This window comes from Actinomycetospora sp. C-140 (assembly GCF_054796175.1).
The window spans coordinates 123,682-148,743 of sequence record NZ_JBTWNF010000010.1 but is presented as its reverse complement, the minus strand read 5'-3'; the positions used below and the strand labels follow the sequence as shown (position 1 = coordinate 148,743).

Below are 25,062 nucleotides of genomic sequence, written 5' to 3'. Positions count from 1 at the left end.
CGCTCAGGCGCGCACCGGCACCGCGTCGTGCACCGGGAGCGTGTGGCTGATCGACGCGGCGGCCGCGGCGAGCTCGACCGCGGTCGGCTTCTTCCGGCGCCCGGCCCGGCGCGCGAGCGGGATGCCGAGCGCACTGACCACCACCAGGGCGAGGCAGGACGCCGAGAACGCCGTCGCGAGCGCGTCCGACGGGGACGCACCCTGGGCGGTCTGGTTCGCGTCGACCGAGGTGTACAGCCCGGCGACGACGGCGGTCACGACGGCACCGCCGACGTAGCGGGCCATGTTCGAGATCCCGGACGCCGCACCCACCTGCGCCGCCGGCACCGACTCGGTCGCGGCGGACGACGCGGGGCCGTTCGACAGGCTCAGGCCGAGGGCGACCGCGAGCAGCCCGGGCAGGAACATGAGGTAGGTCCACCCGGCACCGACGAACGTCAGCAGGACGAAGCCCCCGGTCAGCAGGAGGAAGCCCGCCACGACCACCGAGCGCCCGCCGAACCGGTGCGCCAACGGGGTCACGGCGGGCGCCGCCACGACGACCACCAGGGCGACCGGTAGGCACGCGAGACCCGCCTGCAGGCTGCTCATGCCGAACGCCGCCGGGCTCTGGAAGTACAGGCTGATCAGGAACGAGATCCCGGCGATCGCGCCGGCGCCGATGAGGATCGCGATCGTCGACACGACGAGCAGCAGGTTGCGCAGCAGGGCGAGGTCCACCAGGGGCGCCGTGACCCGGCGCTCGACGAGGACGAAGCCGACGATCGCGAGGGCCGAGACGGCGAAGCACCCGATCGTCGCCGCGGAGGCCCAGCCCCACGTGCCGCCCTCGGTGACGGCGAAGACCAGGGGCGCGAGGATCGCGGCCACCAGCACCGTGCCGGCGTAGTCCACCGACCGCGGGCGGTCCGGGTCCCGGGACTCGGGCACGGTCGCGATCACCCACGGGACGCACACCGCGGCGATGGCGGCGTCGAGCCAGAACAGCCCCTGCCACCCCGTCGCCTCGTTGAGCACGCCGCCCAGCACCGGGCCGGCCGCGGCCCCCGCCGCCGACGCCGCGCCCCAGAGCGTCACCGCCCGCATCCGCGCCGGCCCCTCGGTGGCGACCGACAGCAGGCTCAGACCGGTCGCGAGGATCCCCGCCCCCGCGGCGCCCTGGACGACGCGGCCCAGGACCACCATCTCGCCGGTGGGGGCGAGGGCGATGAGCACGCACGAGGCCACGAAGAGCACCAGGCCGGCGATGAACAGGCGGCGGCGACCGAAGACGTCGCCCAGGACCCCCGACGTGACGATCGTGGCCGCGCCGACCAGCAGGTAGCCGGTCACCGCCCACTGCAGCAGGTCGATCGAGGCTCCGAGGTCGGCGCTGATCGACGGCAGCAGGATGCTGACCGCCGAGGTGTTCGCGTTGACCACGAACGTCGACAGGCAGCTCGTGCCCAGCGCGCCGGCGGCCGCGGCACGCCCGACCCGGGCGGTCGCCGCCCCGGTGACCTCCATCCGGACCTCCCTCTCCCCCGCCACGCCCCGCGGCCGGGTCCCCAGCCTCGGACGGCCCGGGGGGTGGGCGCCTCATCCGCCGCGGGTGAGGGCGCGCCCACCGTCGAGACCCGCGGCTCCCGGCCCGGTCGGGCGCTCTCATCCGTCGCGGGTGAGGTCCGGCCGTGGTCGAGAGAGCACCGTTCCGCCACAGCGATCCGACGTGTGTCTGGAGGAGACCATGACCGAACAGCAGATCCCGTCGCCGATGACGGGGTCGTCGATGCCCCGGACCGAGAACGGGGTGTCCGCCGCCCCGGTGCGCTCAGCCGCCTGGATGGGATGGGTCCGCTTCGCGGGCGTCATGATGACGATCATCGGCGCGTTCGCCGTGGTCGAGGGCTTCTTCGCCCTGTTCTCGCCGACCTACGTGACGCTCACGGGCGCCGGGGTCCTGCTCTTCGACCTCACGGCGTGGGGTTGGATCCACCTGCTCATCGGCATCCTCGTGCTGGCGACCGGCCTGGCCCTCATCGGCAACGCCCCGGGGTGGGCGCGCGGTGTCGGGATCACCCTGCTGGCGATCAACACCGTGGTGCAGCTGGCCTTCATGCCGGCGTACCCGTTCTGGTCGCTGGTGCTGATCGTGCTCGACATCGTCGTGATCTACGCGCTGATGGTCACCTGGGGCGAGGGCGCCGACGCCTGATCGCGGCATCGGGGTGCGGGGGTGGTCGTGGAGGCCGACGGGCCGTCGTGGCGCCGGATCACGCTGGTCCTCACGCGGTCGCTGGCCACTGTCGCGCTCCTCGTCGTCGTGTACTTCGCGGCGCCCCTGCGCCCGCAGGAGGACACGGGCACGCTGGTCCTCTTCCTGGCGGGGTTCGCCGCGCTGGTCGCGATGATCGTCTGGCAGCTCCGCGCGATCGTGGGCGCCCGCTACCCGGGCCTGCGGGCAGTGGAGGCCTTCGCGAGCGCGATCCCGCTGTTCCTACTGCTCTTCGCGACGACGTACGTGGTGGTCGCGGCGGCACGGCCCGATACGTTCAGCGAGTCCCTGGACCGGGTCGACGGCCTGTACTTCACCGTGACCGTGTTCGCGACCGTCGGCTTCGGCGACATCGCTCCGGTGAGCCCGACGGCCCGCATCCTGGTGACCATCCAGATGGTCGCCGACCTCCTGGTGCTCGGGCTGGTCGTCAACTCGGCGCTCGAGGCGGTCCGCCGCGGACGGTCCCGGCGCAGTACCCCCGACCCCGCCACCCCTGACACCCCTGACATCCCCGACACCCCCGACCCGTGAGGAGCCGTCGCGATGACGACACCGATCCGCCCTCCGAGCCGTGGGTGGCACGTCGACGTGCCCCTGCTGGGTCCGGTCGGGTGGCCGCCCACCGGGACGCTCGCCTTCGTGGTGGTCCTCGGCGGGCTCGCCGCCGCCGAGGTCGTGGCCTGGCCGGTGGCGCTCGCCGTCGGGGTCGGGCACGTGCTCGCCCGCGACCACGACCACCGGGTGCTCCGCGAGGTCGGCGAAGGGCTGGAGGTGGCGTGATGCTCGACGACGCCGAACGCCACGCCCTCGAGGAGACCGAACGGGCGCTCACCCGGGCGGACCCGGACCTCGACCGCCTCCTGCGGGAAGGCCATTCCCACCGGCAGCTGGTGATCGCCTGGGTCGGGGGCGTCGTCGGGGCGCTGCTGGTGATAGGGCTGCTCTGGCTGGCCCTCCCGGGTCAGGCCCTGGTCGTCGCCACGCTCACGACGCTGCTGGTCCTGCGGTACCGGGGGCCCCTGCGGCGCCCCCGTCGCGACTGATCGTCATCCCTCGGGACGGGCGGGCACCGGACGCGCCGTCACGACGCGCAGCCCGAACAGGCGCAACTGCTCGAGGATGCCGTGCAGGTGGGCGTCGTCCATCACCGCTCCCCGCAGCACCACGCCGGGCCGCATCTCCTCGGCGCGGTCGTCCACGTCCATGTCCACGTCCACGTCCACGTCCATGTCCACGTCCATGTCGCAGAACGCGTCACGGGCGTGGGCGGGCAGCCACCCGTCGACGCGGAACTCGTAGAACCGGTCCGTCATCCGTCCTCCCCGGGCTCACCCCACCCTGGCGGCTCGCGGGACGGCCGGACCTCACCCGCCGAGGGTGGCCCGCACCCCCGGACGGCGTCGTTCATCCAGCCGGGGTGATCCCGATCGGGAACGGCCCGGCGACGGTCGGGGGATGACGCCCGACCGCCACGCGCGCGCGATGCTGCCCATCCCGGACCGGCCGGCTCCCGGACTCACGACCTACGACGCCAAGGACCCCGACACGTCCTTCGCCCCGATCGAGCCGCTGCTCCCCCCGCCCGGCGCGCCCCACGTCGTCGTGGTCCTGCTCGACGACGTCGGGTTCGGGGCCTCGTCGACGTTCGGCGGCCCGTGCCGCACCCCCACCGCGGACCGGCTCGCGGCCCGGGGTCTGCGCTACAACCGCTTCCACACCACGGCCCTCTGCGCGCCCACCCGCCAGGCGCTGCTGACCGGCCGCAACCACCACTCGGTCGGCATGGGCAGCGTCACCGAGGCGGCGACGGCGGCACCGGGCTACACCTCGCTGCGGCCGAACACCAAGGCACCGCTGGCGATGACGCTGAAGCTCAACGGCTACTCGACGGCGCAGTTCGGCAAGTGTCACGAGGTCCCGGCCTGGCAGACCTCGCCGATGGGCCCGTTCGACGGATGGCCGACCGGCGGCGGGGGCTTCGAGGCGTTCTACGGGTTCATCGGCGGCGAGAACAACCAGTGGGAACCGTCGCTCTACGAGGGCACGACGCCGGTCGAGCCGCCGGCGACCCCCGAGCAGGGCTATCACCTCACCGAGGACCTCGCCGACCACGCCACGAGCTGGATGCGTCAGCAGAAGGCGCTCATGCCCCAGCGGCCCTTCTTCGTGTACTTCGCCCCCGGCGCCACCCACGCCCCGCACCACGTGCCGCGGGAGTGGGCGGACCGCTACCGCGGCGAGTTCGACGACGGGTGGGACGTCGCGCGCGAGCGCACGTTCGCCCGCCAGAAGGCGGCGGGGGTGATCCCGCCGGAGGCCGAGCTGACCGCGCGGTGCGCCGAGATCCCGGCGTGGGACGACATGCCCGACGAGCTCAAGCCGGTGCTGGCGCGCCAGATGGAGGTCTACGCGGGGTTCCTCGAGCACACCGACCACCAGGTCGGCCGCCTCGTCGACACCCTCGAGGACCTGGGCATCCTCGACGACACCCTGATCTTCTACGTGATCGGCGACAACGGGGCCTCCGCCGAGGGCACGATCAACGGCGCGTTCAACGAGATGGCCAACTTCAACGGGATGGCCGCCCTCGAGACCCCGGAGTTCCTGCGCAGCAAGTGCGACGAGCTCGGCTCGCCGACCTCCTACAACCACTACGCGGTCGGCTGGGCCTCCGCGATGTGCACACCGTTCCAGTGGACCAAGCAGGTCGCGTCCCACTGGGGCGGTACCCGCAACGGGACGGTGGTGCACTGGCCGCGGGGTACCGCGGGCCCCGGCGGGGTGCGCTCGCAGTTCACCCACGTCATCGACCTGGCGCCGACCGTCCTCGAGGCCGCCGGGATCCCCGAGCCGACCACCGTCAACGGCGTGCTCCAGTCCCCGATGGAGGGGACCAGCATGCTCTACACCTTCACCGAGCCCGAGGCCCCGGAGCGCCACGACCTGCAGTACTTCGAGATGGCCGGCAACCGCGGCATCTACCACCGTGGCTGGAGCGCGGTGACCAAGCACCGCACGCCCTGGCTCATGGTCGGCCACCGGCCGCCGCCGTTCGACGAGGACGTCTGGGAGCTCTACGACGGGCACAGCGACGACAGCCAGGCCCGTGACCTCGCCGCGGAGAAGCCCGAGGTGCTCGCCGGGCTCCGACGGCTCTGGCTCATCGAGGCCACCAAGTACGGCGTGCTCCCCCTCGACGACCGCCTCTCCGAGCGGATCAACCCGACCCTCGCCGGCCGTCCGACCCTGATCCAGGGCGACTCCCAGCTCTTCTTCCCGGGGATGGGGCGGCTCTCCGAGAACAGCGTGGTCAACGTCAAGAACCGGTCGTACGCCGTGACGGCGGAGGTCGACGTGCCGCCCGGCGGCGCGCAGGGTGTGGTCATCGCGCAGGGCGGGCGGTTCGGCGGGTGGTCGGTGTACCTCCACGACGGCCGCCTGACGTTCTGCTACAACGTCCTCGGCATCCGGATCTTCACGACGCGCGCCGACGAACCGGTGCCGGGCGGGGTGCACCAGGTCCGCACCGAGTTCGCCTACGACGGCGGGGGGCTGGCCAAGGGCGGCGACGTGTCGCTGTGGGTCGACGGCACCGCCGTCGGCGCCGGGCGGGTGGAGATGACCCAGCCGATGATCTTCTCGGCGGACGAGACGACGGACATCGGCCGCGAGGAGGGCACGCCGGTCAGCCCGGACTACACGGGCCCGACGAGCCGCTTCACCGGACGGATCCACTGGGTGCAGCTCGACGTCGGGAAGGACGACCACGACCACCACGTCGACCCCGAGGAACGGCTGCGCGTCGCGATGGCGCGGCAGTAGTCCCGCCGCCGATCACGCCGTCGGTCACGCCGTCGGTCCCCCAGGCTGATCGCGCACAACGGGACCACCCGTGACCAGGCGTTTCCGGGCCGTGGCGCACTGCTCCGAACGTCCGCCGACCTGCGTCCGCAGGCCGCCGGGAACCAGGGAGTTGCCTGCTTCCCGGCCGCTCCGACAGTTCCTATCGTGATCGTGGCCAGCGTCCGTGGCGCCGACCACCCGGGCGAACGGACGACCACCGCACCGGCGCGACGGCGCGCGTCACGACCCGGAGAGGACGCCGCATGGCGCAGGTCGGCCGGTCGCGCACCGGTCCACCGGTGATCCCGGCCGGGCACGTCCGGCGCCGGGACCTGGAGGCTGCCCTCGCCCGCGGCGCGGACCGTGACCTCGTCCTGGTGTCCGCGCCCCCGGGCTTCGGCAAGACCTCGCTGCTCGCCTCGTGGGTCGGCGACGACCACGGCCGGGGCACCGCCTGGGTGCGTCTCGAGCCGGAGGACAGCGACCCGCGACGGTTGTGGAGCGCCGTGCTGGCCGCGCTGGCCGCGCTGCCGGCGGTGCCCGCGTCGAGCCGGCTGCACCGGCTGGTGGTCTCCCGGTCGACCGTGGCCCCGGAGTTCCTCGGCGAGCTGGCCGAGGCGCTCGCCGGCCTGCCGGCCCCGGTGCGGCTCGTGCTCGACGACGTCCAGCACGTCACCGACCCGCTCTCGCGGCGCGGGCTGGAGATGCTCGTGCGCGACGCGCGCCCGGGGCTGCGGCTCGTGCTCGCCGGCCGCCGGGACCCGGCGTTGCCGTTGCCCCGCCTGCGTCTCGAGGAGCGGGTCACCGAGCTGCGCGCCGCCCACCTGCAGTTCTCGCCCGACGAGACCGCGGCGCTCGTGTCGGCCTGCGGGCTGGCGCTCGACCCGGCGCAGGTCGCCGTGCTGCACGAGCGGACCGGCGGCTGGGTGGCCGGACTGCGCCTGGCCGCGCTGTCCCTGCGCGGCCACCCGGACCCCGACCGCTTCCTCGCGTCCTTCTCCGGCGACGAGCGCCCGGTCGCCGACTACCTCGTCGACGAGGTGCTCGGCGGGCTCGCGGCGCCGCACGTCGAGGTGCTGCGGCGCATCAGCGTGGCGGGGCGGGTCCCGGCCGGTCTCGCGGCGGCGCTCGCCGGACGCGAGGACGCCGCCCAGCTGCTCGACGAGCTCGCCCGCGACACCGGCCTCGTCGCGGGCACCGGCGCCCGCGGCGACCCGTACCTGCTGCCCGAGCTCCTGCGCTCGTACCTGGTGGCCGACCTGGGCCGGCGCGGCCCGGCGGTCGCGGCCGGGCTCGAGGCCACCGCGGCGGGCTGGTGGTCCGAGCACGGCGACCCCGTGCGGGCGATCCACCACGCCGCCGCGTCGGGCGACCCCGCGGTCGTCGCCGGGCTCGTCGGCCGCTGGGGCCCGTGGCTCGCGGGACGCGGCGAGCACGAGCCGCTCGCCGCCGCGCTCGCCGCGGCCGGGCCCGAGGGGTGCCCGGACCTGCGCCTCGCGACCGTCGCCGTCCACGTCCGGCTCGCCCGCGGCGACCCCGCCGGCGTCCGCGCCGCCCTGGGCCGGGCCCGCCGGGCGCGCCCGGCGGCCCCCGACACGGCCGCCGCGGTCGCCTTCCGAGCCGCGACCGAGCGGATGCTGGGACGCCGGCTGCCGGTGCCGGCGGCCGAGGGCGTCCCGGCCGACCCGGCGCTCGCCGCGACGGTGCGGGTCGGACGCGGCGCGGCCGCGCTGCTCGCCGACGACCCGGGACGGGCCCGCGCCGAGCTCGGGGCCGGCCTCGCGCTGGCGCACCGGCAGGGTCTCGACGTGCTGGCGCACCGCGGCCGCGGGCTGCTCGCCGTCGCCCTGTGGGCGGCCGGCGACGTCCTACGGGCCCGGGAGACCGCCCACCGGGTGCTCGCGGCGCCCGACGCGGACGGGCCGGCCGTCGCGCCCTGGACGGCGCCGGCCCGCGCCGTCGACGCCCACGCCGCGCTGCTGCGCGGCGACCCCGTGCGGGCGCGCTCCTCGGCCGACGCGGCGCTCGGCGCGGACGACGGCGGCGTCGCCGCGATCCCCGCGGTCCGGTTCGCCGTCCGCGTCGCCCGGGGCGGGGCGGCGTTCGACCTCGGCGACCGGACGCCCGGTCTCCTCGAGCTCCAGGCCGCGCGGGCCGAGCTGGGCGACGCGCCCGTCCCGACGGCGCTCGCGGAGGTCGCGGCGCTCCTCGAGCACCGCGCCGCCCTCGCCCTCGGCCACCCGACGGCGGCGATGGCGGTCGCCGCGTGGCTCGCCGGTCGCGCGCCGCGCAGCCCGGCCGCCGCGGTGGTACGCGCGTGGGGCGCGGCGGCCGCCGCCGACCACGCCGCCGCCCGCCGGGCCGTGGCCCCCCTGCTGGCGCGGCGGACGCGATCCACGCCTGACGCGCTCGAGGTCGAGGCCTGGCTGGTCGAGAGCCGTGGGCGCCTCGCGCGGGAGGACCGCCCCGGCGCCCGGACCGCGGCGCGGCGCGCCGTGGACCTCGCCGAGCCGCTCGACGCCCTGCGCCCGTTCGCGTACGCGGACCCGGCGGTCCGCGCGCTGCTGGTCGACGAGCTCGCGGCCGGCGCGGCCCGGGCGGGCTTCGTCGCCCGGGCCCTCGCCGCGGGCGCCACGTCGACGGCCGGCATCGCGCTCAGCGGGCGGGAGCACGACGTCCTCGCCCGCCTGCCCTCGCTCGAGAGTCTCGACGAGATCGCCGGCGACCTCGACGTCTCGATCAACACCATCAAGACCCACGTCCGGGCCCTGTACGGCAAGCTCGGCGTCACGACCCGTCGTGACGCCGTCCTGGTCGCCCACGAGCAGGGCCTCCTGGGATGACCGGCCCACCCGGCTCGCCCGGGACGACCGTGACCGAGGGCGCGGGCCCGCCCCGCGTGGTCCTCGTCCTGCTCTGCGGTCTCATGCTGCTCGACTTCGCCGACCGCCAGGTCCTCGTGGCCGCCTTCCCCTACCTGCGCCAGGAGTGGGGCCTCGACGACACGGTCCTCGGCGCGCTCGTGTCCGTGGTCACCCTGACCGTCGCCGTGGGCGCGCTGCCGGTCGCCGCCCTCGTCGACCGGTGGAGCCGGGTGCGCGCCATCGCGGTCATGGGCACGGTGTGGAGCGCGGCGTCGGCGGCGTCGGGGCTCGCGGCGTCCCCCGCCGCGCTGTTCGCCGCGCGGATCGGGGTCGGGGCCGGCGAGGCGGGGTACGGCCCCGCGGGCGGCGCCCTGCTCGCGACCCTCTTCCCGGCGCGCCGCCGCGCCGCCGTGCTGGGCGCGTTCCAGGCCGCGGGTCCCCTCGGCACGGTGGTGGGGATGGCGCTCGGCAGCGCGGTCGCCGCGCAGTGGGGCTGGCGCTGGGCCGTCGGGATCCTGGCCGTGCCCGGCCTGCTGCTCGCCCTCGCCGTGCTGCGGGTGCGCGACTACCCGACCGTGCCCGCCGTCGCGCGCGGGCCCCGGGCCGTGGCCGGCGTGCTGCGCACGCGGACCGTCGTCGCGACGGTCGCGGGCATGGCGCTCCTGCTCGTGATCGCCTCGTCGCTCTACACCTGGCTGCCGACCCTGCTCGAGCGCGAGCTCCGGCTGGCCCCGGCGTCCGCGGGCGGCCTCGCGGCGGTGGTGATGCTCGCCGGGGTCGTCGGCACGGTGGTCGCGGGCCTGCTCGCCGACCGGTCGGCGCGGCGCGACCCGCACGCCCGGCTGCGCACCCCCCTCCTCGCGGGGCTCGCGGCGAGCGCCCTGCTCGTGCCGGCGTTCGCCGTGGTGCCGGCCGGCCCCGGCCAGCTCGTGCTCGTCGTGCTCGGGTCGGCGGCGGTGACGGCGGCGGTCGGGCCGGCGGCCGCCGCGGTGGTCGACGTGACGCACCCGGGCGTCCGCGCCACCGCGGTCTCGGTGCTGGTGGTGGCCCAGAACCTGCTGGGTCTCGCGGTCGGCCCGGTGCTCACCGGCGCCCTCGCCGACGCCCTCGGACTCGGCACCACGCTCGCCCTCGTCTCCGGGCTCGGGGTCGCGGCCGCCGCGGCCTTCGCCAGGGCCGGCCGGACCTACCGCGACGACCGGGCCGCGGTCGGGCCGGACCGGGGCGACCGGCCGGTCGCCGGGGCGGGGTCGGGCGGGCCCGGCGGTGGCGGGGAGGTGGCACCGTGGTGACCTCCCCCGCCGAGCCCCACGGCCCGGTGATCGAGGGACCCTGGGCGGCGCCGACGACCCCGACGACCCCGACGACCCCGACGACCCCGCCCCGCCCCGACGGCCCGGATCCCCTCGCGCGGCGCAGCGACCCGGAGCACGCCGCCCCGGTCGCCACGCACGTCGTCGGCAGGCCGCGCCTGCACGCGCTGCTCGACCACGCCGCCGCCGAGGCGGCGGTCACCCTCGTCGTCGGCCCGGCGGGATGGGGCAAGACGCTGCTCGTCGGCTCGTGGCTCGCCGCGGGAGCCGGCGGGCGCGAGGCGGCCTGGGTGACGCTGGGCCCCGCCCATGACGACCCCGCGACCTTCTGGGCCGCGCTCGCGCGGGCGGTCGGCCCCCGCGCCGGCCCGGCGACCGCGGCGGCCCTGCGCCGGCTCGGCGGCCGCGGCACCGCTCCCGAGGAGCTGCCCGGCGTCTTCGCCCACGCGCTGTGGCAGGCGGAGCGGCCGGTGGTCCTCGTGCTCGACGACCTCCACGAGGTGTCCTCCGCCGCGGTCCACGACGGCCTCCGGGGTCTCGCGGAGCGCCCCGTACCCGCCCTGGCGCTCGTCGCCACCACCCGCCGGGATCCGCCCTGGCCCGTCACCCGGCTGCGGCTCGCGGGCCTGCTCGCGGAGGTCCGGCCCGACGACCTCGCGTTCCGGGACGACGAGGCCGCCGCCCTGTTCGCCCAGCTCGGCGTGCCGGCCGAGGCCGGGCACGTCCGCGAGATGGTCGCCCGCACCGGCGGCTGGGCCGCCGGGATGCGTCTGGCCGCCCTGGACCTGGCGACCCGGCCGGACGTCGACGCCGCGGTCGCGGCCTTCTCCGGCGACGCCCACAGCGTGTCGGGCTACCTGCTGGAGGAGGTCCTCGGCCGCCAGCCGCCCGACCTCGTCGCCTTCCTCGAGTGCATCAGCGTCGTCGACCTCGTGTGCGCCGATCTCGCCGACGCGCTGACCGGGCGCGGTGACGGCGAGGAGCGGCTGGCCGAGCTCTCCGCTTCGCACCTGTTCGTCCAGGCCCTCGACCACCCCGGCCGGTGGTACCGCCTGCACCGCCTGGTGCTCGACCTCCTGCGGGCCCGCCCGGGCCCCCGCCGGGCCCGGCGCGACCGCGACCGCCGGGCGGCGGAGTGGTTCCGCCGCGAGGGGATGCCGCTGGAGGCGCTGCGCTCGGCGGTCCGCGGGGAGCTGTGGTCGCTCGCCGCCGAGGTGGCCGGCGCGCACGTGGTCCCCCTCGTGCTGCGCGGGTCCGCCGACGAGGTCGCCCGCATCCTCGACGGCGTCCCCGACCCCGTGCTGCACGGCCGCCCCGAGCTCGCGACGGCGCTCGCCGGCGCCCGCGTGGCCGGCGGCGACACGACCCGTGTCCGGGAGCTCGTCGCGGCCGCCCGCCGCGCGGCGACCGCGCTCGACGACACCCGCCGTCGGCGGCTCGCGGTCTACCACGGTCTCGTCGAGGGGGCTCACGCCCGCGCCGACGGCGATCTCGACGTGGCGGCCCGGTCGTACCGCTCGGTGCCCCTCGACGTCGGTCTGCTCGACGGCTGGGGCGTGGTCGAGGCGGCGATCGTCCCCACCGTGGTGCTGAACAACCTCGGCACGGCGGAGCTCTGGACCGGGGATCTCGAGGCCGCCGATCGGCATCTCCGGGCGACCGTGGACGAGACCGGGGCCGGGCGACCGCCCACGCTCCCCCGCGTCAACGCCGCCGCCCACCTCGCCCTGCTCGCCTGCGAGCGGGGCGACCTCGACACCGCCGTGCAGCGGTCCCACGACGTGGTCGCGACGGCCGGCGACGCCGGGTGGGAGCGGTCCCCGCAGGTCGGCCCGGCCTACCTGACGCTGGCGCGGGTGACCGTCGACCGCGACGAGCTCGACGACACCGACGGCTGGCTCGCGCGACTCGCCGACGTCGAGGAGCTCGCGCCCGAGCCGCACGTGCTGCTGGCCCGCGCCCTGACGCTCGCCGCCCTCCGCGACGCCACCGGCGACCGGGAGGAGGCGCTCGCCGTGCTCCGCGCCGCGGGCGCGCGCGCCGGGTCCTGGGTGCCGCCGCGTCCCCTGGTCGAGCGGTGGAGGCTGGGCGAGGCCGATCTCCTCGCCCGCAGCGGCAACCCGCAGGCGGCCCGCGCGCTCGCCGCACGTCTCGGCACCCCCCGCACGCCGGAGGGCCGCGTCGCGGCGGCCCGGCTGCTCCTGCACCTCGCCGGCGCCGGGGACGTCGCGGAGACCGCCGGGATCGACGGTCTCCTCGGCGGGACGACGGCGAGCCCGCTGCCCCGGCTGCGCGCGGGCGCGGGTGTCGTGGCCGCTCTCGCCGCCGCACGGACCGGTGCCCCGGAGCGCGCGACCGACCTCCTCGAGGACGCCCTGCTGGCCGCCGCCCCCCACGGCCTGCGCCGGCCGTTCCTCGCCGAGCCGTCGGTCACCGACGTCCTGCGACGGCGCGTCGACCGCGGCAGCGCGGCCGCCTCGTTCGCGGTCGACCTCCTCGAACGCCTCACCGGCGCATCCCCGGACCCGGGGGGCCGCCGCGCGGGCCCCGCCGAGCCCCTGACGGGACGCGAGGCCACGATGCTGCGCTACCTCGCGAGCACCCTGTCCAACGCCGAGATCGCCGCCGAGCTCTACGTCTCGGTGAACACCGTGAAGACCCACCACCGGGCCGTGTACCGCAAGCTCGGCGTGACCGGCCGTCGCGAGGCCGTCCACCGTGCGCGCCTCCTGGGACTGCTCTGAGTCACCACCTCGCGGGGCGACCTCCCCCGTTCGCCTCATCCTCGCGGTAGGACGCCGTCTCATCCGGCCGCGCGACACGCTCCGTGTCTGGGCGAGGCGCTGAGCGGAGGTCGCGAGATGGTCCGGATTCCCGCGAGCAGGACGGCCGTGCCGTCGCTGCCCGCGTGGTGCGTTCCCCGGCCGGCGCTGTGGCGGCGCCTGGAGGCCGCCGACGCCGGGCAGCTCGTCGCGGTGATCGCCCCCGCCGGCAGCGGGAAGACCGTCCTGCTGGCCGAGTGGGCCCGGGACGGCGACGGCCCGGCCGCGACACCCACGGCCTGGGTGGGCCTCGACCGGGACGACGCCGACCCCGACCGGTTCTGGTCGGCGGTGCTCGCCGCGGTCCTCGGCTCCGGAGCGGTGCCCGCCGACAGCCCGCTGCACCGTCTCGACGGCAGGGTCACCGCGGCGGACGAGACCGTGGACGCCCTGCTCGACGGGCTCGGGGCACTGCCCGACCCGATCCGTCTCGTCCTCGACGACGTCCACGTCCTCGCCGCGCGGACGACGGGGACCCGCGCGCTCGCCCGCCTGGTGCGCCACCGTCCCGCCGGGGTGCGCCTCGTGCTCGCGGCGCGCTCCGACCCCGCCGTCGGCCTGCCCCGGCTCCGCGTCGAGGGCGGGCTGTGCGAGCTGCGCGCCGACGGCCTCCGGTTCTCGCCCGGCGACGCCGTCGCCCTCGCGGCGGCCTGCGGCGTCACCCTCGACGCCGAGGAGGCCGCGACGCTGCACCGCCGCACCGAGGGCTGGGTCGCCGGGCTGCGGCTGGCCGTGCTCGCGCTGCGCCGCGACGGCGGCGCCGAGGGGACCCGGGCCTTCCTCGCCCGGTTCTCCGGCGACGAGCGCTCGGTCGCCGACTACCTCGGCGGCGAGATGCTGGACGGCCTGCCCCCGGACGACCGCGACCTGCTCGGCGACCTCAGCGTCTGCCGCCGGCTCCCGGACCCGCTGGCGGTCGCCCTGAGCGGCCACGCCGACATCGCCCGGAGGCTCGAGGAGATCGCCCACGGGCTCGGCATGATCGAGCGGGTCGAGACCGGCGAGCACCACGTGCACGCCCTCCTGCGCTCGCACCTCGCCGCGGACCTCGCCCGCAGCCGGCCCGCCCGCTTCCGTCACCGGCACGCCGTCGCGGCACAGTGGTGGGCCGAGCACGGCGAGCCGGCGCACGCTCTGCGCCACGCCGAGCGGGCCGACGACCCCGACCTCACCGCCGAGCTGCTCGGCCGCGTCGGCGTCCCGCTCCTGCTGCACGGCGAGCTGCCCGCCGTGCGCCGGGCGCTGCGTGGTCTCGGCGGTCCCGGCGGTCTCGGGGGTCCCGGGACCCCCGACGCCGCACCGACGACCGACGACGCCCGCCTCCCGCTGATCGCCGCCCTCGCGCACCTCGAGGCGGGCGAGGTCGCCGCCGCGGCCGCACCGCTGCGGCAGGCCCGGGCCGAGCGGGCCGAGCGGGTCCCGGGGCCGGACGCCGACCCGGAGACCGCGGCCCTGGCCGCGGCGGCCGAGCTGCTCGGGGCGGCGGCCGGGCTCGACCCGGTGGCCACGGGCGCGGCGGCCGGGCTCGGCCTGTCGACGACGGACGCGACGGACCTGACGGACCTGGCGGGGAGGACGGACACGGTGGACGCCGCGCTCGCGGTCGCGGCGCCCACCGACCCGGCCGTGGCCGGCCTGCTGCACCTCGCCCAGGGCACGGCGCTGCTCGCCGGTGCCCCGCCGGGCGACGCCGCCGAGGCCCGGGCGGAGCTGCACCGGGCGCTCGCCCTGGCCCGCGCCGGCGGCTTCGCCGGTCTCACGATGGGTGCGTTCGCCGAGCTGGCGCTCGCGGCGGTGCTCGAGGGCGACCCCGCGGGCGCGACGACCGCCGCCGACGCGGCGCTCGACGCCGCCCGTCGCGTGCCGCGGAGCCCCGGTGCGGCGTCCGCCCGGACCGCACGGACCGTCGCCCTGCGGGCCTGGGCCGACCTGCTCCGCGGCGCGCCCGACCGCGCCGCCGACCGGTGCGCCGAAGCGCTCGCGGCCCCGGACCCGCTCGCGGCCGGCGACCGCTACGCCCTGCACGCCGTGCACGGCGCGGCGATCGGCGACCTCGGCCGCCGGGGCGAGGGCGTGGCCGAGGCCCGGGCGGCCCGCGCGGCGCTCGGGGACGCGGCGCTCCCGCGTCCCGTCGCCCGGGCTCTCGCGCTGCTGGAGCACCGGGACGCGCTGCTGCTCGGCAACCTGCGGGCGGCCGGCGAGGTCGCGGCGTGGCTGGCCCGCCGCGCGGGCGGGGGCAGCGAGGGCGAGCTGGTGGCGGCGTGGTCGGACGCGGCGACCGGGCGGTGGGAGGCGGCCCGCGCCGCGGTGCTCGCCCTGTCCCGGGAGCGTCGCGTGCCGGCCACGGTGCGCGTCGAGGCCGGTCTGGTCGAGACCGAGGCCGCGCTGCGTGGCGGGGACCCGACCCGGGCCGACACGGCGCTCGACGCGGCCCTCGACGCGGCCCGCCCTGGTGACCTCCTCCGCCCGTTCACCCTCGCCGGGCCCCGGACCCGGGCGCGCCTGCTCGAGCGGGCCCCGGCGGGGAGCCCGCCGTTCACCGCCCGCGTGGCGGCGGCCTGCGCCGCGGTCACCACCGAGGCGGCGCCCCCGCTCTCGGAACGGGAGCTGATCGTCCTCGCGCTGCTGCCGTCCCTGCTCGACGCGCCGTCGATGGCGCAGGAGCTCGTGGTCTCGGTGAACACCGTCAAGACCCAGATCCGGTCGATCTACGCGAAGCTCGGCGTCTCCACCCGCCGGGGCGCCGTGTCCCGGGCGCAGGAGCGCGGGCTGTTGGTCTGAGCCGGTCTCCGGGGGTGCCGTTCACCTGGCCGGGATGAGGCTCCCGGGGGTGCCCGCCGTGACGATCGGTGGGGACGGTGGCCGCCGGGGCCACTCCGGCGGCGAGGAGACGGCCGTGGCGGGACGCTTCGAGATCCGGGTCAGCGGCCGCCTGTCCGACCGGGCCCGGGCCGCCTTCCCCGGTCTCGCGGTCGAGGAGGTGCCGGCCGAGACCGTCCTCACGGGCTGGTCGCAGGACGACGACGACGTCCACGGGGTGCTCGACCGGATCCAGTCGCTCGGCCTCGAGCTCGTCTCGCTGCGGCAGACCCGGGACCCCGACGACGGGTGACCGGCGGACCGACCCCGACGCACGACGGCCCGCCGGCGGGGGCGCTCCCCCACCGGCGGGCGGTGATCGGTGGTGCTCAGGCCTTGACCGACGCCGGGTCCTCGGCGTCGCTCTCGGCGAAGACCTCGCGCAGCCGCGCCTCCTGCTCGCTCGACAGGTTCGTGTGCAGCAGCTCGCCGTGATGGCCGCGGAACGCCTCGGCCACCTTGTCGGTCACCGCGTTCGACGTCAGGGCGAAGAGGGCCGACGTGCCCGGCGTGACCTTCGAGCGCACGTCGTCGATGAAGTCGTCGTCGATCCCGACGTCGTTCATCGAGCCCGCCGCCGCGCCCGCCGCGGCCCCGACGACCAGGCCGAGCAGGGGCACGAAGAAGATCAGGCCGAAGAGCATGCCCCAGAAGCTGCCGCCGAGGGCGCCGGCGCCGACGAGGTTGTGCAGCTGGCGGGTCTTCGGCCGCTTGCGGTCGGCGGGCCAGGTCACGACGGCCGCGTCCTCCACCCGGATGAGCTCCTCCTTCTGGAGGCGCTCGAGCGTCGTGAGGGCCTCCTCCGCGCCCTCCGGGGTCGGGAACTTCCACGCCGTCAACGTCGCCATCGGTCGTCCTCCTCAGATTCCGGGAGCCGGTGCGGTCGGCTCGCCCGGACTCTCGTCCCGCCGGTCGGCACGGGCCTCATCCCCGCCGGGTGACGGCGGGACCGGTGGCCCCTCGGCGGGGACGCCGAGCCGGCCGACGGCGACGAAGTGGCCCACCAGGGCACCGCCGAGCATCACGACGCCGAAGGAGACGAACCAGGAGAGGATCACGAAGACGATGCCGAGTGGTCCGTACTGCCGGTAGTGCGAGGTGATCCCGGGCGAGAGCACCACCGTCGCGGCGAGCCGCAGGCCGACCAGACCGATCCCGATGAGGATCGCGCCGGGCAGCAGGCGCGGCCACGGGACCCGCCCGGCGAGCAGGAGGTGCTGGGTCCACCACGCCCACGCGACCGCGAGCGGTGTCCCGACGACCACCACCAGCACGAGCCGCGCGTCCCGGTCGACCACCGGCTCGACGACCGCCAGCACCCCGGCGAACACGAGGAACCCGCCGAGCCAGGCGAGCGGGCGCCACAGCGAGCGCACGCCCCGGTGCGGCAGATCCCACACGAGCTCGTAGCCGCGCTGGAGGGCGAGGGGCCACCGCACCGTGAGGATCACCGTCAGGACCAGCCCGATGCTCGTCGTGGCGCCCGAGACCGTGGTGGTCGTGGGGAAGAGCTGCTGGAGGTCGTGGGTGGCCTGGGGCGTCAGCCCGGCGCGCTGGACGAACCCCTCGAGCGCGCCGCCCGGGCGCCCCAGCGGCACCACCGCGGCGAGCGTCACCAGCGCCGGCACCACGAGCATGAACGCCAGCGCGGCCAGGATCAGCGCCTGCTTCGTGAGCTGGACCTCCACGATCCGGCGCTGGAGCCGCCCGACGTGGGAGCTCTCGTAGCGCGTGCGCGTCTCCCGCAGACGGTCGCGCCAGGGCGGCGGGGCCTCGTCCGCGGGCGCGCTCGGCGGGGACGTGGTCATCCCCGGCCACGCTAGGCAGCGGGCGTCCGGGAGCACTCACCCCCTGCGGGTGAGCCGGACACCGGGCCGCGTTCCTACCGTCCGGGGGCATGTCGACTCCCCCCTCGGCGCGCGACGCCGGCACCGACCCACCGGCGGACACGTCCGCGTCCGGTGGTGGGCCGGCGGGCATCCCCCGCGACCTGATGCTGCTGCTCGGCGCGGCCGCGATCGTCGTGATCATCGCGGGCCTCCAGGCCGCGGCGTGGCTGGTGGCGCCGATCCTGCTCGCGCTGGTGATCGTGATCGCCGTCGCCCCGCTGCAGGGCTGGATGCGCCGCGCCGGGTTCCCCGCGTGGTCGACCGTGCTCGCCCTCGTCATCGTGATCTTCGGGATCGTGATCGGGCTGGTCGGGGTGCTCGTGGCGTCGGTGGGACGCCTCGTCGGCCTGATCCCGCAGTACTCCCAGCAGATCGACGCGCTCACCCACTCGGTCACGAACGCGCTCGCCAAGGTCGGCTTCGATCCGAACCAGGCCCGGGCGGCGGCCTCGTCGGTCAACGTGGGCCAGGTCCTGAACGCCGTCGGGGGGGTGCTCTCGGGGCTGAGCGGCGCCCTGACGAGCCTCGTGTTCGTCCTCGCGCTGCTGCTCTTCCTCATCGCCGAGGCCGGGGGCGCGAGCCGGCGCCTCGAGGCGATCGGCGCCGACCGCCCGCACATGGTCGACGCCCTGCTGAGCTTCGCGTCGGGGACCCGGCGCTACCTCGTCGTGACCGCCGTCTTCGGCCTGATCGTCGCGGTGCTCGACTCGGTGGCTCTCGCGATCATGGGCATCCCGCTCGTCATCCTGTGGGGGCTGCTCTCGTTCATCACGAACTTCATCCCCAACATCGGCTTCATCATCGGCGTGATCCCGCCCGCGCTGCTCGGGCTGCTCGTCGGCGGCTGGCAGCTGGGGCTCGCGGTGCTGATCGTCTACTGCATCCTCAACGCGATCGTGCAGTCGCTCATCCAGCCACACTTCACCGGCGACGCCGTCGGGCTCTCCACGACCATCACGTTCGTGGCGCTGCTGTTCTGGGCCTGGATCCTCGGCGGCCTCGGCGCCCTGCTGGCGATCCCCGCGACGCTGCTGGTCAAGGCCGTCCTGGTCGACTGCGACCCCCGGGCCCGCTGGGTCGACGCCCTGATCGGGGCGGCGAGCCCGCATCCGGACAAGAAGTCGCGGCGCCAGAAGCGCCGGGACGCGAAGGCCGGGGCCGACGCCGGGGAGGACACCGACGCCGGGACCGACGACGGGACCGACACCGATCCCGGGATCCCGCCCGCGCCCCGTAGCCCCGGGCCGCCGGAGGCCGCGCAGCCGGTGTGAGGCCGGCGCCGCGGGTCAGGGTCGGGCCAGCTCCGACAGGGTGACCGCGGTCAGGCCGCGGCGGGCGGTGCGGGCCAGCAGGCCCTCGGCCGTCGCCGCGACGGCCGCGCGTCCGGCACCCTCGTGCAGCACGAGCACCGACCCCCGCCGGACGACCGCGTCGAGCCACGGTGCCGTGCCCGCCGTCCCGGCCCCGGAACCGGCGACGGCCACCGCGCTGCCGAGCGCACAGCGCAGGCCCGCCTCCTCGGCGATCGCGAGGTGCGGCGCGCTCGGCCACCCGGAGCCCGGCCGGAACCACGACACCGGGCCGTGGGCCGCGAGCGTCTCCTGGGTGGCGCGCAGGCTCGCGCGGAACGCGGCCTCCGGGAGCTGCCAGCTCGGCTCGTCGCGCCAGGTGTGGTTCCCGAGCTCGTGGCCCGCGTCGACGATCCGGCGCGCGAGGTCCGGGTGACGCTCGACCCGCTCGCCGAGGACGAAGAACGTCGCGCGGGCGCCGTGGCGCGCCAGGACGTCGAGCAGCGCCGGGGTCGTCACGGGGTCGGGGCCGTCGTCGACCGTCAGCGCGAACCGCGGGGCCCGGGTGGGCACGGCGAAGAGGACCCGGCCGCGCAGCACGGGGCCCGCGGCCCGCGCGAGGGGGATCACGAGCGGCGGCCCACCCTCGCGAGCAGGACGTCCTGCGGCCCGGTGCCGCGCGGGCCCACCGGGTCGGCGAAGAGGCCGGGGCCGGAGAGCATGACCGGGGTGCCGTCCAGGTAGGCCAGCGCGCGCTCGACCCCGGCCGGGTCCACGCGCTCGTCCAGCCCGGCGCCGCGCGCCAGGTCCCACTCGTGCACCGTCAGGTCGAGCAGCATCTGTTCGGCGTACTCCTCGACCGGGATCCAGCCGAAGATCGTGTGCACCCGCGCGGCGTGCTCGGCCGTGGCGGTCCAGCGCGGCCGGGAGCGGGCCGCCGTCCTGTCCCAGGCGCCCACGGGGTCGTCGCCGAGCAGGTCGCCGTCGTAGCGGTCGCCGACGTCCTCCATCGACTCGCCGGCCAGCTCGTGCGGCGCCCACGCGTGCTCGGCGCACAGGTGGTTGACGAGGTCGCGCACGCTCCACGCCGAGCACGGCGTCGGGGCTCCCCACCGGTCGGTACCGACGGCGTGGACGCGGGCGGTGAACCGGTCGATGGCCCCCGGCAGGAGGGCGCGGGCGTCGGCGGGCACGCACCCACCCTGGCACGCGCCGCGACCGCGTGAGAGAAAACGGTCATGGCCGACGTGCACGACGTCCGCCGTCTCGCTCTCGGTCTCGACGGCGTCGAGGAGATCGACTCCGACGGCTTCGACTTCCGCGTGCGCGGGCGCGGGTTCGTCTGGTCCTACCCCGACCGCAGCAGCGGGCGGCGGGTCCTGCGCACCGACGTCGCGGTCCTCTACGTCGGCGACGACGCCGAGCGGCAGGCCCTGGCGCTCGGCGAGCCCGACCTGTTCTTCCTCACCCCGCCCTACGACCGGCTCCCGCTCGTGCTCCTGCGTCTGCCGCGGGTGGAGGTCGAGCGCCTCGGTGAGCTGATCACCGACGCGTGGCGGATGCGCCTCGAGGAGTGACCGGGTCACGCACCGCGGAAGGTCGCCTTCCCGTGGCCCTCCTCGACGAACGAGGTCATCGCGCCCGCCAGGTCCGCGGTGGCGAACAGGTCGCCGGCCGCGCGCGGGGTCACCTCGTTCGCCGCCTCGAGCCCGTCCTCGGCGAACGCGCGCAGGATCTCCTTGGTCGCGGCGTGCGCCCGGGTCGGGCCGGCCGCCAGCGACGCCGCCAGAGCCCGCGCGGCCTCGTCGAAACCGTCCTCGGGGATCAGACGGTCGACGACGCCCCAGCGCTCCATCTCCTCGGCGCCGAACCGGCCCGCCGTCATGACGAAGTACCGGGCGCGCCCGATGCCGGCCCGGGCGGCGAGGCGCTGGGTTCCGCCCATCGCGGGGGTCAGCCCGACCGTCGCCTCGATCAGCCCGAACGACGCCCGCGGCGTCGCCACGATCAGGTCGCACGCGAGAGCCACCTCGAACGCCCAGGTCAGGGTCAGCCCGTGCGCGGCGAAGACCGTCGGGAAGGGGAGGTGGTGCAGGCGCCGCCCGGTCTCGACCAGCTCGGCGAACATGCCCGTGCCGCCCTCGACGTCCCCGGCCTGCGCCATCGGGTGGAAGATCTGCTTGACGTCGACTCCGCCGCTGACGACCTTCCCCTCGGCCCGGATCAGCGCCGCCCGCGGCTGCGCGCGCTCCAGCTCGGCCACCGCGTCGCGCAGGGAGGCGTGGACCGCCATGTCGTAGAGGTTCAGCGGCGGGTGGTCGATCGTCACCACGGCGAGGCCGGCGTCGTCCACCGCGACCGTCACGGGAGGGGTCGTCATGGACCGCGATCCTGCGCGACGCACGGGGTGTTGTCAGCGTGGCGTCCACGCTGACGTCCAACGTCAGAAAAGCCACCTCGATCACCGGACGGGCGACGGGGCGCGGCGTCAGGGCACCAGCACCGATGTCCCCTTCCGGCCCGACTGTCGATCAGCGTGCCCCGACCGTGACCGGCGTGGCTCCGATCGGCTCTACCCCTGGTCAGCGCCGGGGACAAGGCTGGCGGGCACGACATCAGGCCGGGAGCGTGGGAGGGATCGTGGACGGCCGCGGAGAAGGAGCCAACGACACCACCAGCACCCCGACCGGGGACGACGGCACGCGCCGCATCCCCTGGTGGGGCTCCGGGTTCGACGTCGTGCGCCGGGGCTTCGACCGCGCCCAGGTCGAGGAGGCGCTCGACCGCGCGCAGGCTGACCTGCGGATCATGACCACCGACCGCGACGCGATGGTGCGGGCCGAGGAGCAGGCCCGGGCGGAGGTGCGGGCGCTGCAGACGGACGTCGACCGGATGGCGACGTCGCCCATGTCGGTGGAAGGCCTCTCCACCCGGCTGACCCACCTGCTGCGCCTCGCCCAGGAGGAGGCCGGCCAGATCCGGGTGCACGCGGCGGCCGAGGCGAAGGCGATCACCGACGAGGCCCGCGGACGCGCCCGGGCGACCGTCGCGGAGGCCGTCGCCCGCGCCACCGCGACGACCGAGGATGCCGACCGCCGCAGCCGCGCCCGCCTGGCCGACGCCGCCGAGGAGGCCGCGGCGATCGTCGCCGGCGCCGAGCAGCAGGCGCGCACGATGCGCCGCGACGCCGAGCAGCTGCGCGACGAGGTCGGGCGCCGCCGCGAGGAGACCGAGGCCGAGCAGCAGGAGCTCCTCGAGCGCACACGCGCCGAGATCGAGCGCCTCGAGGGCGAGGCGGCCGCCGAGCGCCGGCGCCGCGACGACGACGCCGACATGCGACGCCGCCGCCTCGAGGAGGACCTGTCCGCCGCGCTCGCCGCCCGGCGCGCCGAGTCCGCGGCGGCGCTCGCGGACGCCGACGAGCAGCGGCGGACGGCGGAGGACCGGGCGCGGTCGGTCGAGCAGGAGGCGGCGGCGCGGCTCGACGCGGCGTCGGCCGCGGCCAGCGCGTTCGACGAGCACCGCCGCCGCGTCACCACCCAGCTCGCCGAGCTCCGCCGCACCCTGGAGCTGCCCGACCTGGACGACGCGCCCGTCCTCGTGGCCGCGTCGGGCTCCGAGGTCGCGACGGCGGACGACTCGCCGGGCCCCGACCACGGGCGCGGCGCCGCCTGACCGTCAGCCGGCCGGCACGCGCCCGAGGAAGCGCACGACGGCGTCCGCGAACAGCTCGGGCCGGTGGTCGACCGTCGGCACGCCCGTGCCCGGCAGCGTCTCCGCGACCGCTCCGGGGATCGCGGCGAGGATCGCGTCGACGTCGGGCAGCGAGAACGTGTCGAGGTCGCCGCACAGCACGAGGGTGGGTGCGGAGACGGCGCCGATGCGGTCCTCCATGCGGTAACGGTTGACCGCCTCGTGGCCCTCCTCGACACGGTCGATCACGCCGAGGGCGTCGCGCACCAGCCGCTCCAGCAGGTCCGGCCGGTCGGCGGGGTAGTACGGGGCGCGGTTGTCCCACAGCGCGCGCAGGTGCGCGCCGTCGTCGCGGCGGGTGACCGCGTCGATCGGCGGCCGCCCGCTCGCCACCCGCTCCCGCCGGTCCGCGTCGACGAACGGCATGCCCGAGACCACCAGCCCGGCGACCCGGTCCGGCACGCTCGCGGCGACCTCGGTCGCGATCACCGCGCCCGTGTGGTGGCCGACGAGCGTCACGCGGTCGAGCCCCAGGGCGTCGCAGAGATCGACGACACCGCGGGCGAAGAGCTCGATGGTCCACGTCTCCGCGGGACGGGCGGACATCCCGAACCCGAGCGTGTCCATCGCGATCGCCCGGGCCGAGCGCCCGACCAGGGGCAGGACGTCGCGGTACTCGTCCCACGAGCGCGGCGTCTGGTGCAGGAACAGCACCGGCTCCCCCGCGCCCGCCTCGACGTGGTGCACCTGGCCGTACCGGGTGTCCGCGAAGCCGTGACGCACGGCGCCCTCCTGTGGTGGTCCGCACCGTACATTGTACGGCAGATCAGGGGGCCCGCCAGAGGGCTCGGGCGAGGATCACGCCGAAGACCCCGTGGACCGCGAGCACGATCGGGAAGCCTGCCGTGCCGAGCGCGTCGGACGCCGCAAACGCGACGGTGGCGAGCACCGGCAGCGCCACCGTCCACCACCCCAGCAGCCCGGACCGGGCGAGGCCGATCGCGAGCACCCACGGCCCGAGGGTGGTGCCGACCAGCATCGGCAGCATCCAGCCGAGCGTGTACCCCGGCGCGTCGAGGGCCTGCTGGCCCAGCACCATCGCCCGGTCCGGGCCGAGGACCGCGGCCAGGTGCGCGTCGAACCAGTCCTCGGCAACGGACCCGGAGAGGTCGAGGAAGCCGAGCGCGGCGAGCGCTCCGCCGACGCCGGCGAGGACGCGCCCGCGACCACTCACGAGCGCGAGACCCGCGAGGAGCAGCCCGACGCCGAGCAGGAGAGCGCCCTGGTGCAACAAGGTCGCCGCGGCGTCGACGGCGGTCGGGTCGGCGCCGTACGCGACGTACATGCCGCGCGGCTCGGGTTCGCGCGACGGCGGGTCGACGACCGTGCTGGCGAGGGCGAGCGCGACGCCGAGCGGGGTGAGGACCGCGGCGGCCCGCGCCGTCGTCGCGTGAACGGGCGGGGCCGGGCGCCGATGGACGTGCGGACGGTGGGCCACGGTGGGCCAGAGGGTCTGGTGGCGGGCGGGAGCTCCGGTGAGGGACATCGGTGCCTCCTCAGAAGGTCGCCGCGACGTCGCGGGCGACGGCGTGGGCCTTGACGCGGACCTCGGCGGCGTCGCCGGTCAGCGTCGGGTGGAAGCGGACCTCGCTGATGTCGGTGATGCCGGTCCAGGTCAGCCAGTCCTCGAGGTAGAGCGACTGGAAGTCGGTCCCGAACTCGGGCCCGAGGGCCGGGCCCCAGACGGCGCTCGTGTAGACGACGGCGGCCCGCTTGCCCCGGCCGGCGAGCAGGTGGGTGTAGCCCTCGACAGGATCGACACCGAAGACCATGCCGGGCTGCGAGACGACGTCGATGAGCTGCTTGAGGACGTACGGGATGCCGCCGTTCCACATCGGGACGCTGAACAGGAGGCGATCGGCGGCGTCGAAGCGGTCGAACGCCGCGCGCGCGGCGCGCCAGGCCGCGGCCTCCTCCCCCTGCGGGTCCGCGCCGGCGAACACCGCCATCTTCGCCCCGACCGCGGCCGGACCGAACGCCGGCAGCGTGCCGTCCCACAGGTCCCACGTGTCGACGGTGTCCTCGGGGTGCCGCTCCCGGTAGGTGTCGACGAACGTCCCGGCGATGGCGAGCGACTCGCTGGCGGCTCCGCGGGGGCTGGCGGACAGGTGCAGCAGGTGGGTCATGGCTCCTCCTCGGTGTCTCGACGCTTTATGTGCGTCTGCACGCAATA

General features: G+C 76.6%; 23 protein-coding genes. 13 read left to right on the top strand and 10 right to left on the bottom strand.

The window, feature by feature from the left end; translation table 11 throughout:
* Positions 1 to 3: 3 nt before the first annotated feature.
* Positions 4 to 1,506 (bottom strand): MFS transporter, encoded by a 1,503-nt coding sequence (locus ACR9E3_RS18020; protein WP_460381884.1) that lies wholly within the window; start codon positions 1,504 to 1,506, stop codon positions 4 to 6.
* A 220-nt stretch (positions 1,507 to 1,726) separates the two neighbouring features.
* Between ACR9E3_RS18020 and ACR9E3_RS18015 the strand changes: the two genes are divergently transcribed.
* The 4 genes from ACR9E3_RS18015 to ACR9E3_RS18000 are packed head-to-tail and all read left to right on the top strand — an operon-like array spanning position 1,727 to position 3,300.
* Complete coding sequence (locus ACR9E3_RS18015) at positions 1,727 to 2,194, top strand: DUF7144 family membrane protein (RefSeq protein WP_460381883.1); 468 nt, start codon at positions 1,727 to 1,729, stop codon at positions 2,192 to 2,194.
* A gap of 21 nt (positions 2,195 to 2,215) precedes the next feature.
* The gene (locus tag ACR9E3_RS18010) at positions 2,216 to 2,788 is read left to right on the top strand and encodes a potassium channel family protein (RefSeq protein WP_460381882.1); all 573 of its coding nucleotides are present in this window, start codon (positions 2,216 to 2,218) and stop codon (positions 2,786 to 2,788) included.
* Positions 2,789 to 2,800: 12 nt separating this feature from the next.
* Positions 2,801 to 3,037 (top strand): hypothetical protein, encoded by a 237-nt coding sequence (locus tag ACR9E3_RS18005; RefSeq protein WP_460381881.1) that lies wholly within the window; start codon positions 2,801 to 2,803, stop codon positions 3,035 to 3,037.
* Entirely contained in the window at positions 3,037 to 3,300 is a 264-nt protein-coding gene (locus ACR9E3_RS18000; protein ID WP_460381880.1) for a DUF3040 domain-containing protein, read from the top strand. Before ACR9E3_RS18005 ends, ACR9E3_RS18000 begins: the two co-directional genes overlap by 1 nt.
* Positions 3,301 to 3,303: 3 nt before the next feature.
* Here the strand turns inward: ACR9E3_RS18000 and ACR9E3_RS17995 are convergent, their stop codons facing one another.
* On the bottom strand, positions 3,304 to 3,570 hold the full coding sequence (locus ACR9E3_RS17995) for a hypothetical protein (protein WP_460381879.1): 267 nt from the start codon (positions 3,568 to 3,570) through the stop codon (positions 3,304 to 3,306).
* Between the two features lie 142 nt (positions 3,571 to 3,712).
* On the opposite strand from ACR9E3_RS17995, the gene ACR9E3_RS17990 reads away from it, so the two are divergent.
* From ACR9E3_RS17990 to ACR9E3_RS17965, 6 genes are all read left to right on the top strand, one after another.
* Complete coding sequence (locus tag ACR9E3_RS17990) at positions 3,713 to 6,079, top strand: arylsulfatase (protein WP_460381878.1); 2,367 nt, start codon at positions 3,713 to 3,715, stop codon at positions 6,077 to 6,079.
* Positions 6,080 to 6,363: 284 nt separating this feature from the next.
* Positions 6,364 to 8,943: a LuxR C-terminal-related transcriptional regulator gene (locus ACR9E3_RS17985; RefSeq protein ID WP_460381876.1), complete on the top strand. Its 2,580-nt coding sequence runs from the start codon at positions 6,364 to 6,366 to the stop codon at positions 8,941 to 8,943.
* Complete coding sequence (locus ACR9E3_RS17980; RefSeq protein ID WP_460381874.1) at positions 8,940 to 10,256, top strand: MFS transporter; 1,317 nt, start codon at positions 8,940 to 8,942, stop codon at positions 10,254 to 10,256. Before ACR9E3_RS17985 ends, ACR9E3_RS17980 begins: the two co-directional genes overlap by 4 nt.
* A complete protein-coding gene (locus tag ACR9E3_RS17975) occupies positions 10,250 to 13,021 on the top strand; it encodes a LuxR C-terminal-related transcriptional regulator (RefSeq protein ID WP_460381872.1) in 2,772 nt (923 codons plus the stop codon). Before ACR9E3_RS17980 ends, ACR9E3_RS17975 begins: the two co-directional genes overlap by 7 nt.
* A 117-nt stretch (positions 13,022 to 13,138) precedes the next feature.
* Positions 13,139 to 15,880: a LuxR C-terminal-related transcriptional regulator gene (locus ACR9E3_RS17970; protein ID WP_460381870.1), complete on the top strand. Its 2,742-nt coding sequence runs from the start codon at positions 13,139 to 13,141 to the stop codon at positions 15,878 to 15,880.
* A 58-nt stretch (positions 15,881 to 15,938) separates the two neighbouring features.
* A complete protein-coding gene (locus ACR9E3_RS17965) occupies positions 15,939 to 16,211 on the top strand; it encodes a hypothetical protein (RefSeq protein ID WP_460381868.1) in 273 nt (90 codons plus the stop codon).
* Positions 16,212 to 16,287: 76 nt separating this feature from the next.
* On the opposite strand, the gene ACR9E3_RS17960 is transcribed toward ACR9E3_RS17965, so the two are convergent.
* Entirely contained in the window at positions 16,288 to 16,806 is a 519-nt protein-coding gene (locus ACR9E3_RS17960; RefSeq protein ID WP_460381866.1) for a DUF1269 domain-containing protein, read from the bottom strand.
* A gap of 12 nt (positions 16,807 to 16,818) precedes the next feature.
* Complete coding sequence (locus ACR9E3_RS17955) at positions 16,819 to 17,766, bottom strand: hypothetical protein (protein WP_460381864.1); 948 nt, start codon at positions 17,764 to 17,766, stop codon at positions 16,819 to 16,821.
* An 89-nt stretch (positions 17,767 to 17,855) separates the two neighbouring features.
* On the opposite strand from ACR9E3_RS17955, the gene ACR9E3_RS17950 reads away from it, so the two are divergent.
* Positions 17,856 to 19,118, top strand: coding sequence for an AI-2E family transporter (locus tag ACR9E3_RS17950; protein ID WP_460381861.1), 1,263 nt, complete (start codon positions 17,856 to 17,858; stop codon positions 19,116 to 19,118).
* 15 nt (positions 19,119 to 19,133) lie between these two features.
* Here ACR9E3_RS17950 and ACR9E3_RS17945 read toward each other — a convergent pair whose 3' ends face one another.
* Complete coding sequence (locus ACR9E3_RS17945; RefSeq protein WP_460381859.1) at positions 19,134 to 19,766, bottom strand: polysaccharide deacetylase family protein; 633 nt, start codon at positions 19,764 to 19,766, stop codon at positions 19,134 to 19,136.
* Positions 19,763 to 20,329 (bottom strand): TIGR03086 family metal-binding protein, encoded by a 567-nt coding sequence (locus ACR9E3_RS17940; RefSeq protein ID WP_460381857.1) that lies wholly within the window; start codon positions 20,327 to 20,329, stop codon positions 19,763 to 19,765. Before ACR9E3_RS17940 ends, ACR9E3_RS17945 begins: the two co-directional genes overlap by 4 nt.
* Before the next feature lie 45 nt (positions 20,330 to 20,374).
* Here ACR9E3_RS17940 and ACR9E3_RS17935 point away from each other — a divergent pair, with 45 nt between their 5' ends.
* Positions 20,375 to 20,713 carry a hypothetical protein gene (locus ACR9E3_RS17935; protein WP_460381855.1) on the top strand — a complete coding sequence of 113 codons (339 nt, stop codon included), beginning with the start codon at positions 20,375 to 20,377 and terminating at the stop codon, positions 20,711 to 20,713.
* A gap of 5 nt (positions 20,714 to 20,718) precedes the next feature.
* On the opposite strand, the gene ACR9E3_RS17930 is transcribed toward ACR9E3_RS17935, so the two are convergent.
* Complete coding sequence (locus ACR9E3_RS17930) at positions 20,719 to 21,516, bottom strand: enoyl-CoA hydratase/isomerase family protein (protein WP_460381853.1); 798 nt, start codon at positions 21,514 to 21,516, stop codon at positions 20,719 to 20,721.
* A gap of 260 nt (positions 21,517 to 21,776) precedes the next feature.
* On the opposite strand from ACR9E3_RS17930, the gene ACR9E3_RS17925 reads away from it, so the two are divergent.
* Positions 21,777 to 22,811, top strand: coding sequence for a hypothetical protein (locus ACR9E3_RS17925; RefSeq protein WP_460381851.1), 1,035 nt, complete (start codon positions 21,777 to 21,779; stop codon positions 22,809 to 22,811).
* Between the two features lie 3 nt (positions 22,812 to 22,814).
* Here ACR9E3_RS17925 and ACR9E3_RS17920 read toward each other — a convergent pair whose 3' ends face one another.
* From ACR9E3_RS17920 to ACR9E3_RS17910, 3 genes are read right to left on the bottom strand one after another with little or no spacing between them, the layout of a single operon-like run.
* Positions 22,815 to 23,612 carry an alpha/beta fold hydrolase gene (locus ACR9E3_RS17920; RefSeq protein WP_460381849.1) on the bottom strand — a complete coding sequence of 266 codons (798 nt, stop codon included), beginning with the start codon at positions 23,610 to 23,612 and terminating at the stop codon, positions 22,815 to 22,817.
* Between the two features lie 43 nt (positions 23,613 to 23,655).
* The gene (locus tag ACR9E3_RS17915) at positions 23,656 to 24,375 is read right to left on the bottom strand and encodes a hypothetical protein (RefSeq protein ID WP_460381847.1); all 720 of its coding nucleotides are present in this window, start codon (positions 24,373 to 24,375) and stop codon (positions 23,656 to 23,658) included.
* A gap of 10 nt (positions 24,376 to 24,385) precedes the next feature.
* Positions 24,386 to 25,015: an FMN-dependent NADH-azoreductase gene (locus ACR9E3_RS17910; RefSeq protein ID WP_460381845.1), complete on the bottom strand. Its 630-nt coding sequence runs from the start codon at positions 25,013 to 25,015 to the stop codon at positions 24,386 to 24,388.
* Between the last annotated feature and the right edge of the window lie 47 nt (positions 25,016 to 25,062).

Coding starts and splice junctions, on each gene's coding strand:
- ACR9E3_RS17915 (WP_460381847.1), bottom strand. CDS start 24,375: ATGTCCCTCACCGGAGCTCCCGCCCGCCACCAGACCCTCTGGCCCACC.
- ACR9E3_RS17985 (WP_460381876.1), top strand. CDS start 6,364: ATGGCGCAGGTCGGCCGGTCGCGCACCGGTCCACCGGTGATCCCGGCC.
- ACR9E3_RS18015 (WP_460381883.1), top strand. CDS start 1,727: ATGACCGAACAGCAGATCCCGTCGCCGATGACGGGGTCGTCGATGCCC.
- ACR9E3_RS17970 (WP_460381870.1), top strand. CDS start 13,139: ATGGTCCGGATTCCCGCGAGCAGGACGGCCGTGCCGTCGCTGCCCGCG.
- ACR9E3_RS17930 (WP_460381853.1), bottom strand. CDS start 21,516: ATGACGACCCCTCCCGTGACGGTCGCGGTGGACGACGCCGGCCTCGCC.
- ACR9E3_RS17990 (WP_460381878.1), top strand. CDS start 3,713: ATGACGCCCGACCGCCACGCGCGCGCGATGCTGCCCATCCCGGACCGG.
- ACR9E3_RS17950 (WP_460381861.1), top strand. CDS start 17,856: ATGTCGACTCCCCCCTCGGCGCGCGACGCCGGCACCGACCCACCGGCG.
- ACR9E3_RS17955 (WP_460381864.1), bottom strand. CDS start 17,766: ATGACCACGTCCCCGCCGAGCGCGCCCGCGGACGAGGCCCCGCCGCCC.
- ACR9E3_RS17980 (WP_460381874.1), top strand. CDS start 8,940: ATGACCGGCCCACCCGGCTCGCCCGGGACGACCGTGACCGAGGGCGCG.
- ACR9E3_RS18000 (WP_460381880.1), top strand. CDS start 3,037: ATGCTCGACGACGCCGAACGCCACGCCCTCGAGGAGACCGAACGGGCG.
- ACR9E3_RS17910 (WP_460381845.1), bottom strand. CDS start 25,015: ATGACCCACCTGCTGCACCTGTCCGCCAGCCCCCGCGGAGCCGCCAGC.
- ACR9E3_RS17995 (WP_460381879.1), bottom strand. CDS start 3,570: ATGACGGACCGGTTCTACGAGTTCCGCGTCGACGGGTGGCTGCCCGCC.
- ACR9E3_RS18020 (WP_460381884.1), bottom strand. CDS start 1,506: ATGGAGGTCACCGGGGCGGCGACCGCCCGGGTCGGGCGTGCCGCGGCC.
- ACR9E3_RS17935 (WP_460381855.1), top strand. CDS start 20,375: ATGGCCGACGTGCACGACGTCCGCCGTCTCGCTCTCGGTCTCGACGGC.
- ACR9E3_RS17960 (WP_460381866.1), bottom strand. CDS start 16,806: ATGGCGACGTTGACGGCGTGGAAGTTCCCGACCCCGGAGGGCGCGGAG.
- ACR9E3_RS18005 (WP_460381881.1), top strand. CDS start 2,801: ATGACGACACCGATCCGCCCTCCGAGCCGTGGGTGGCACGTCGACGTG.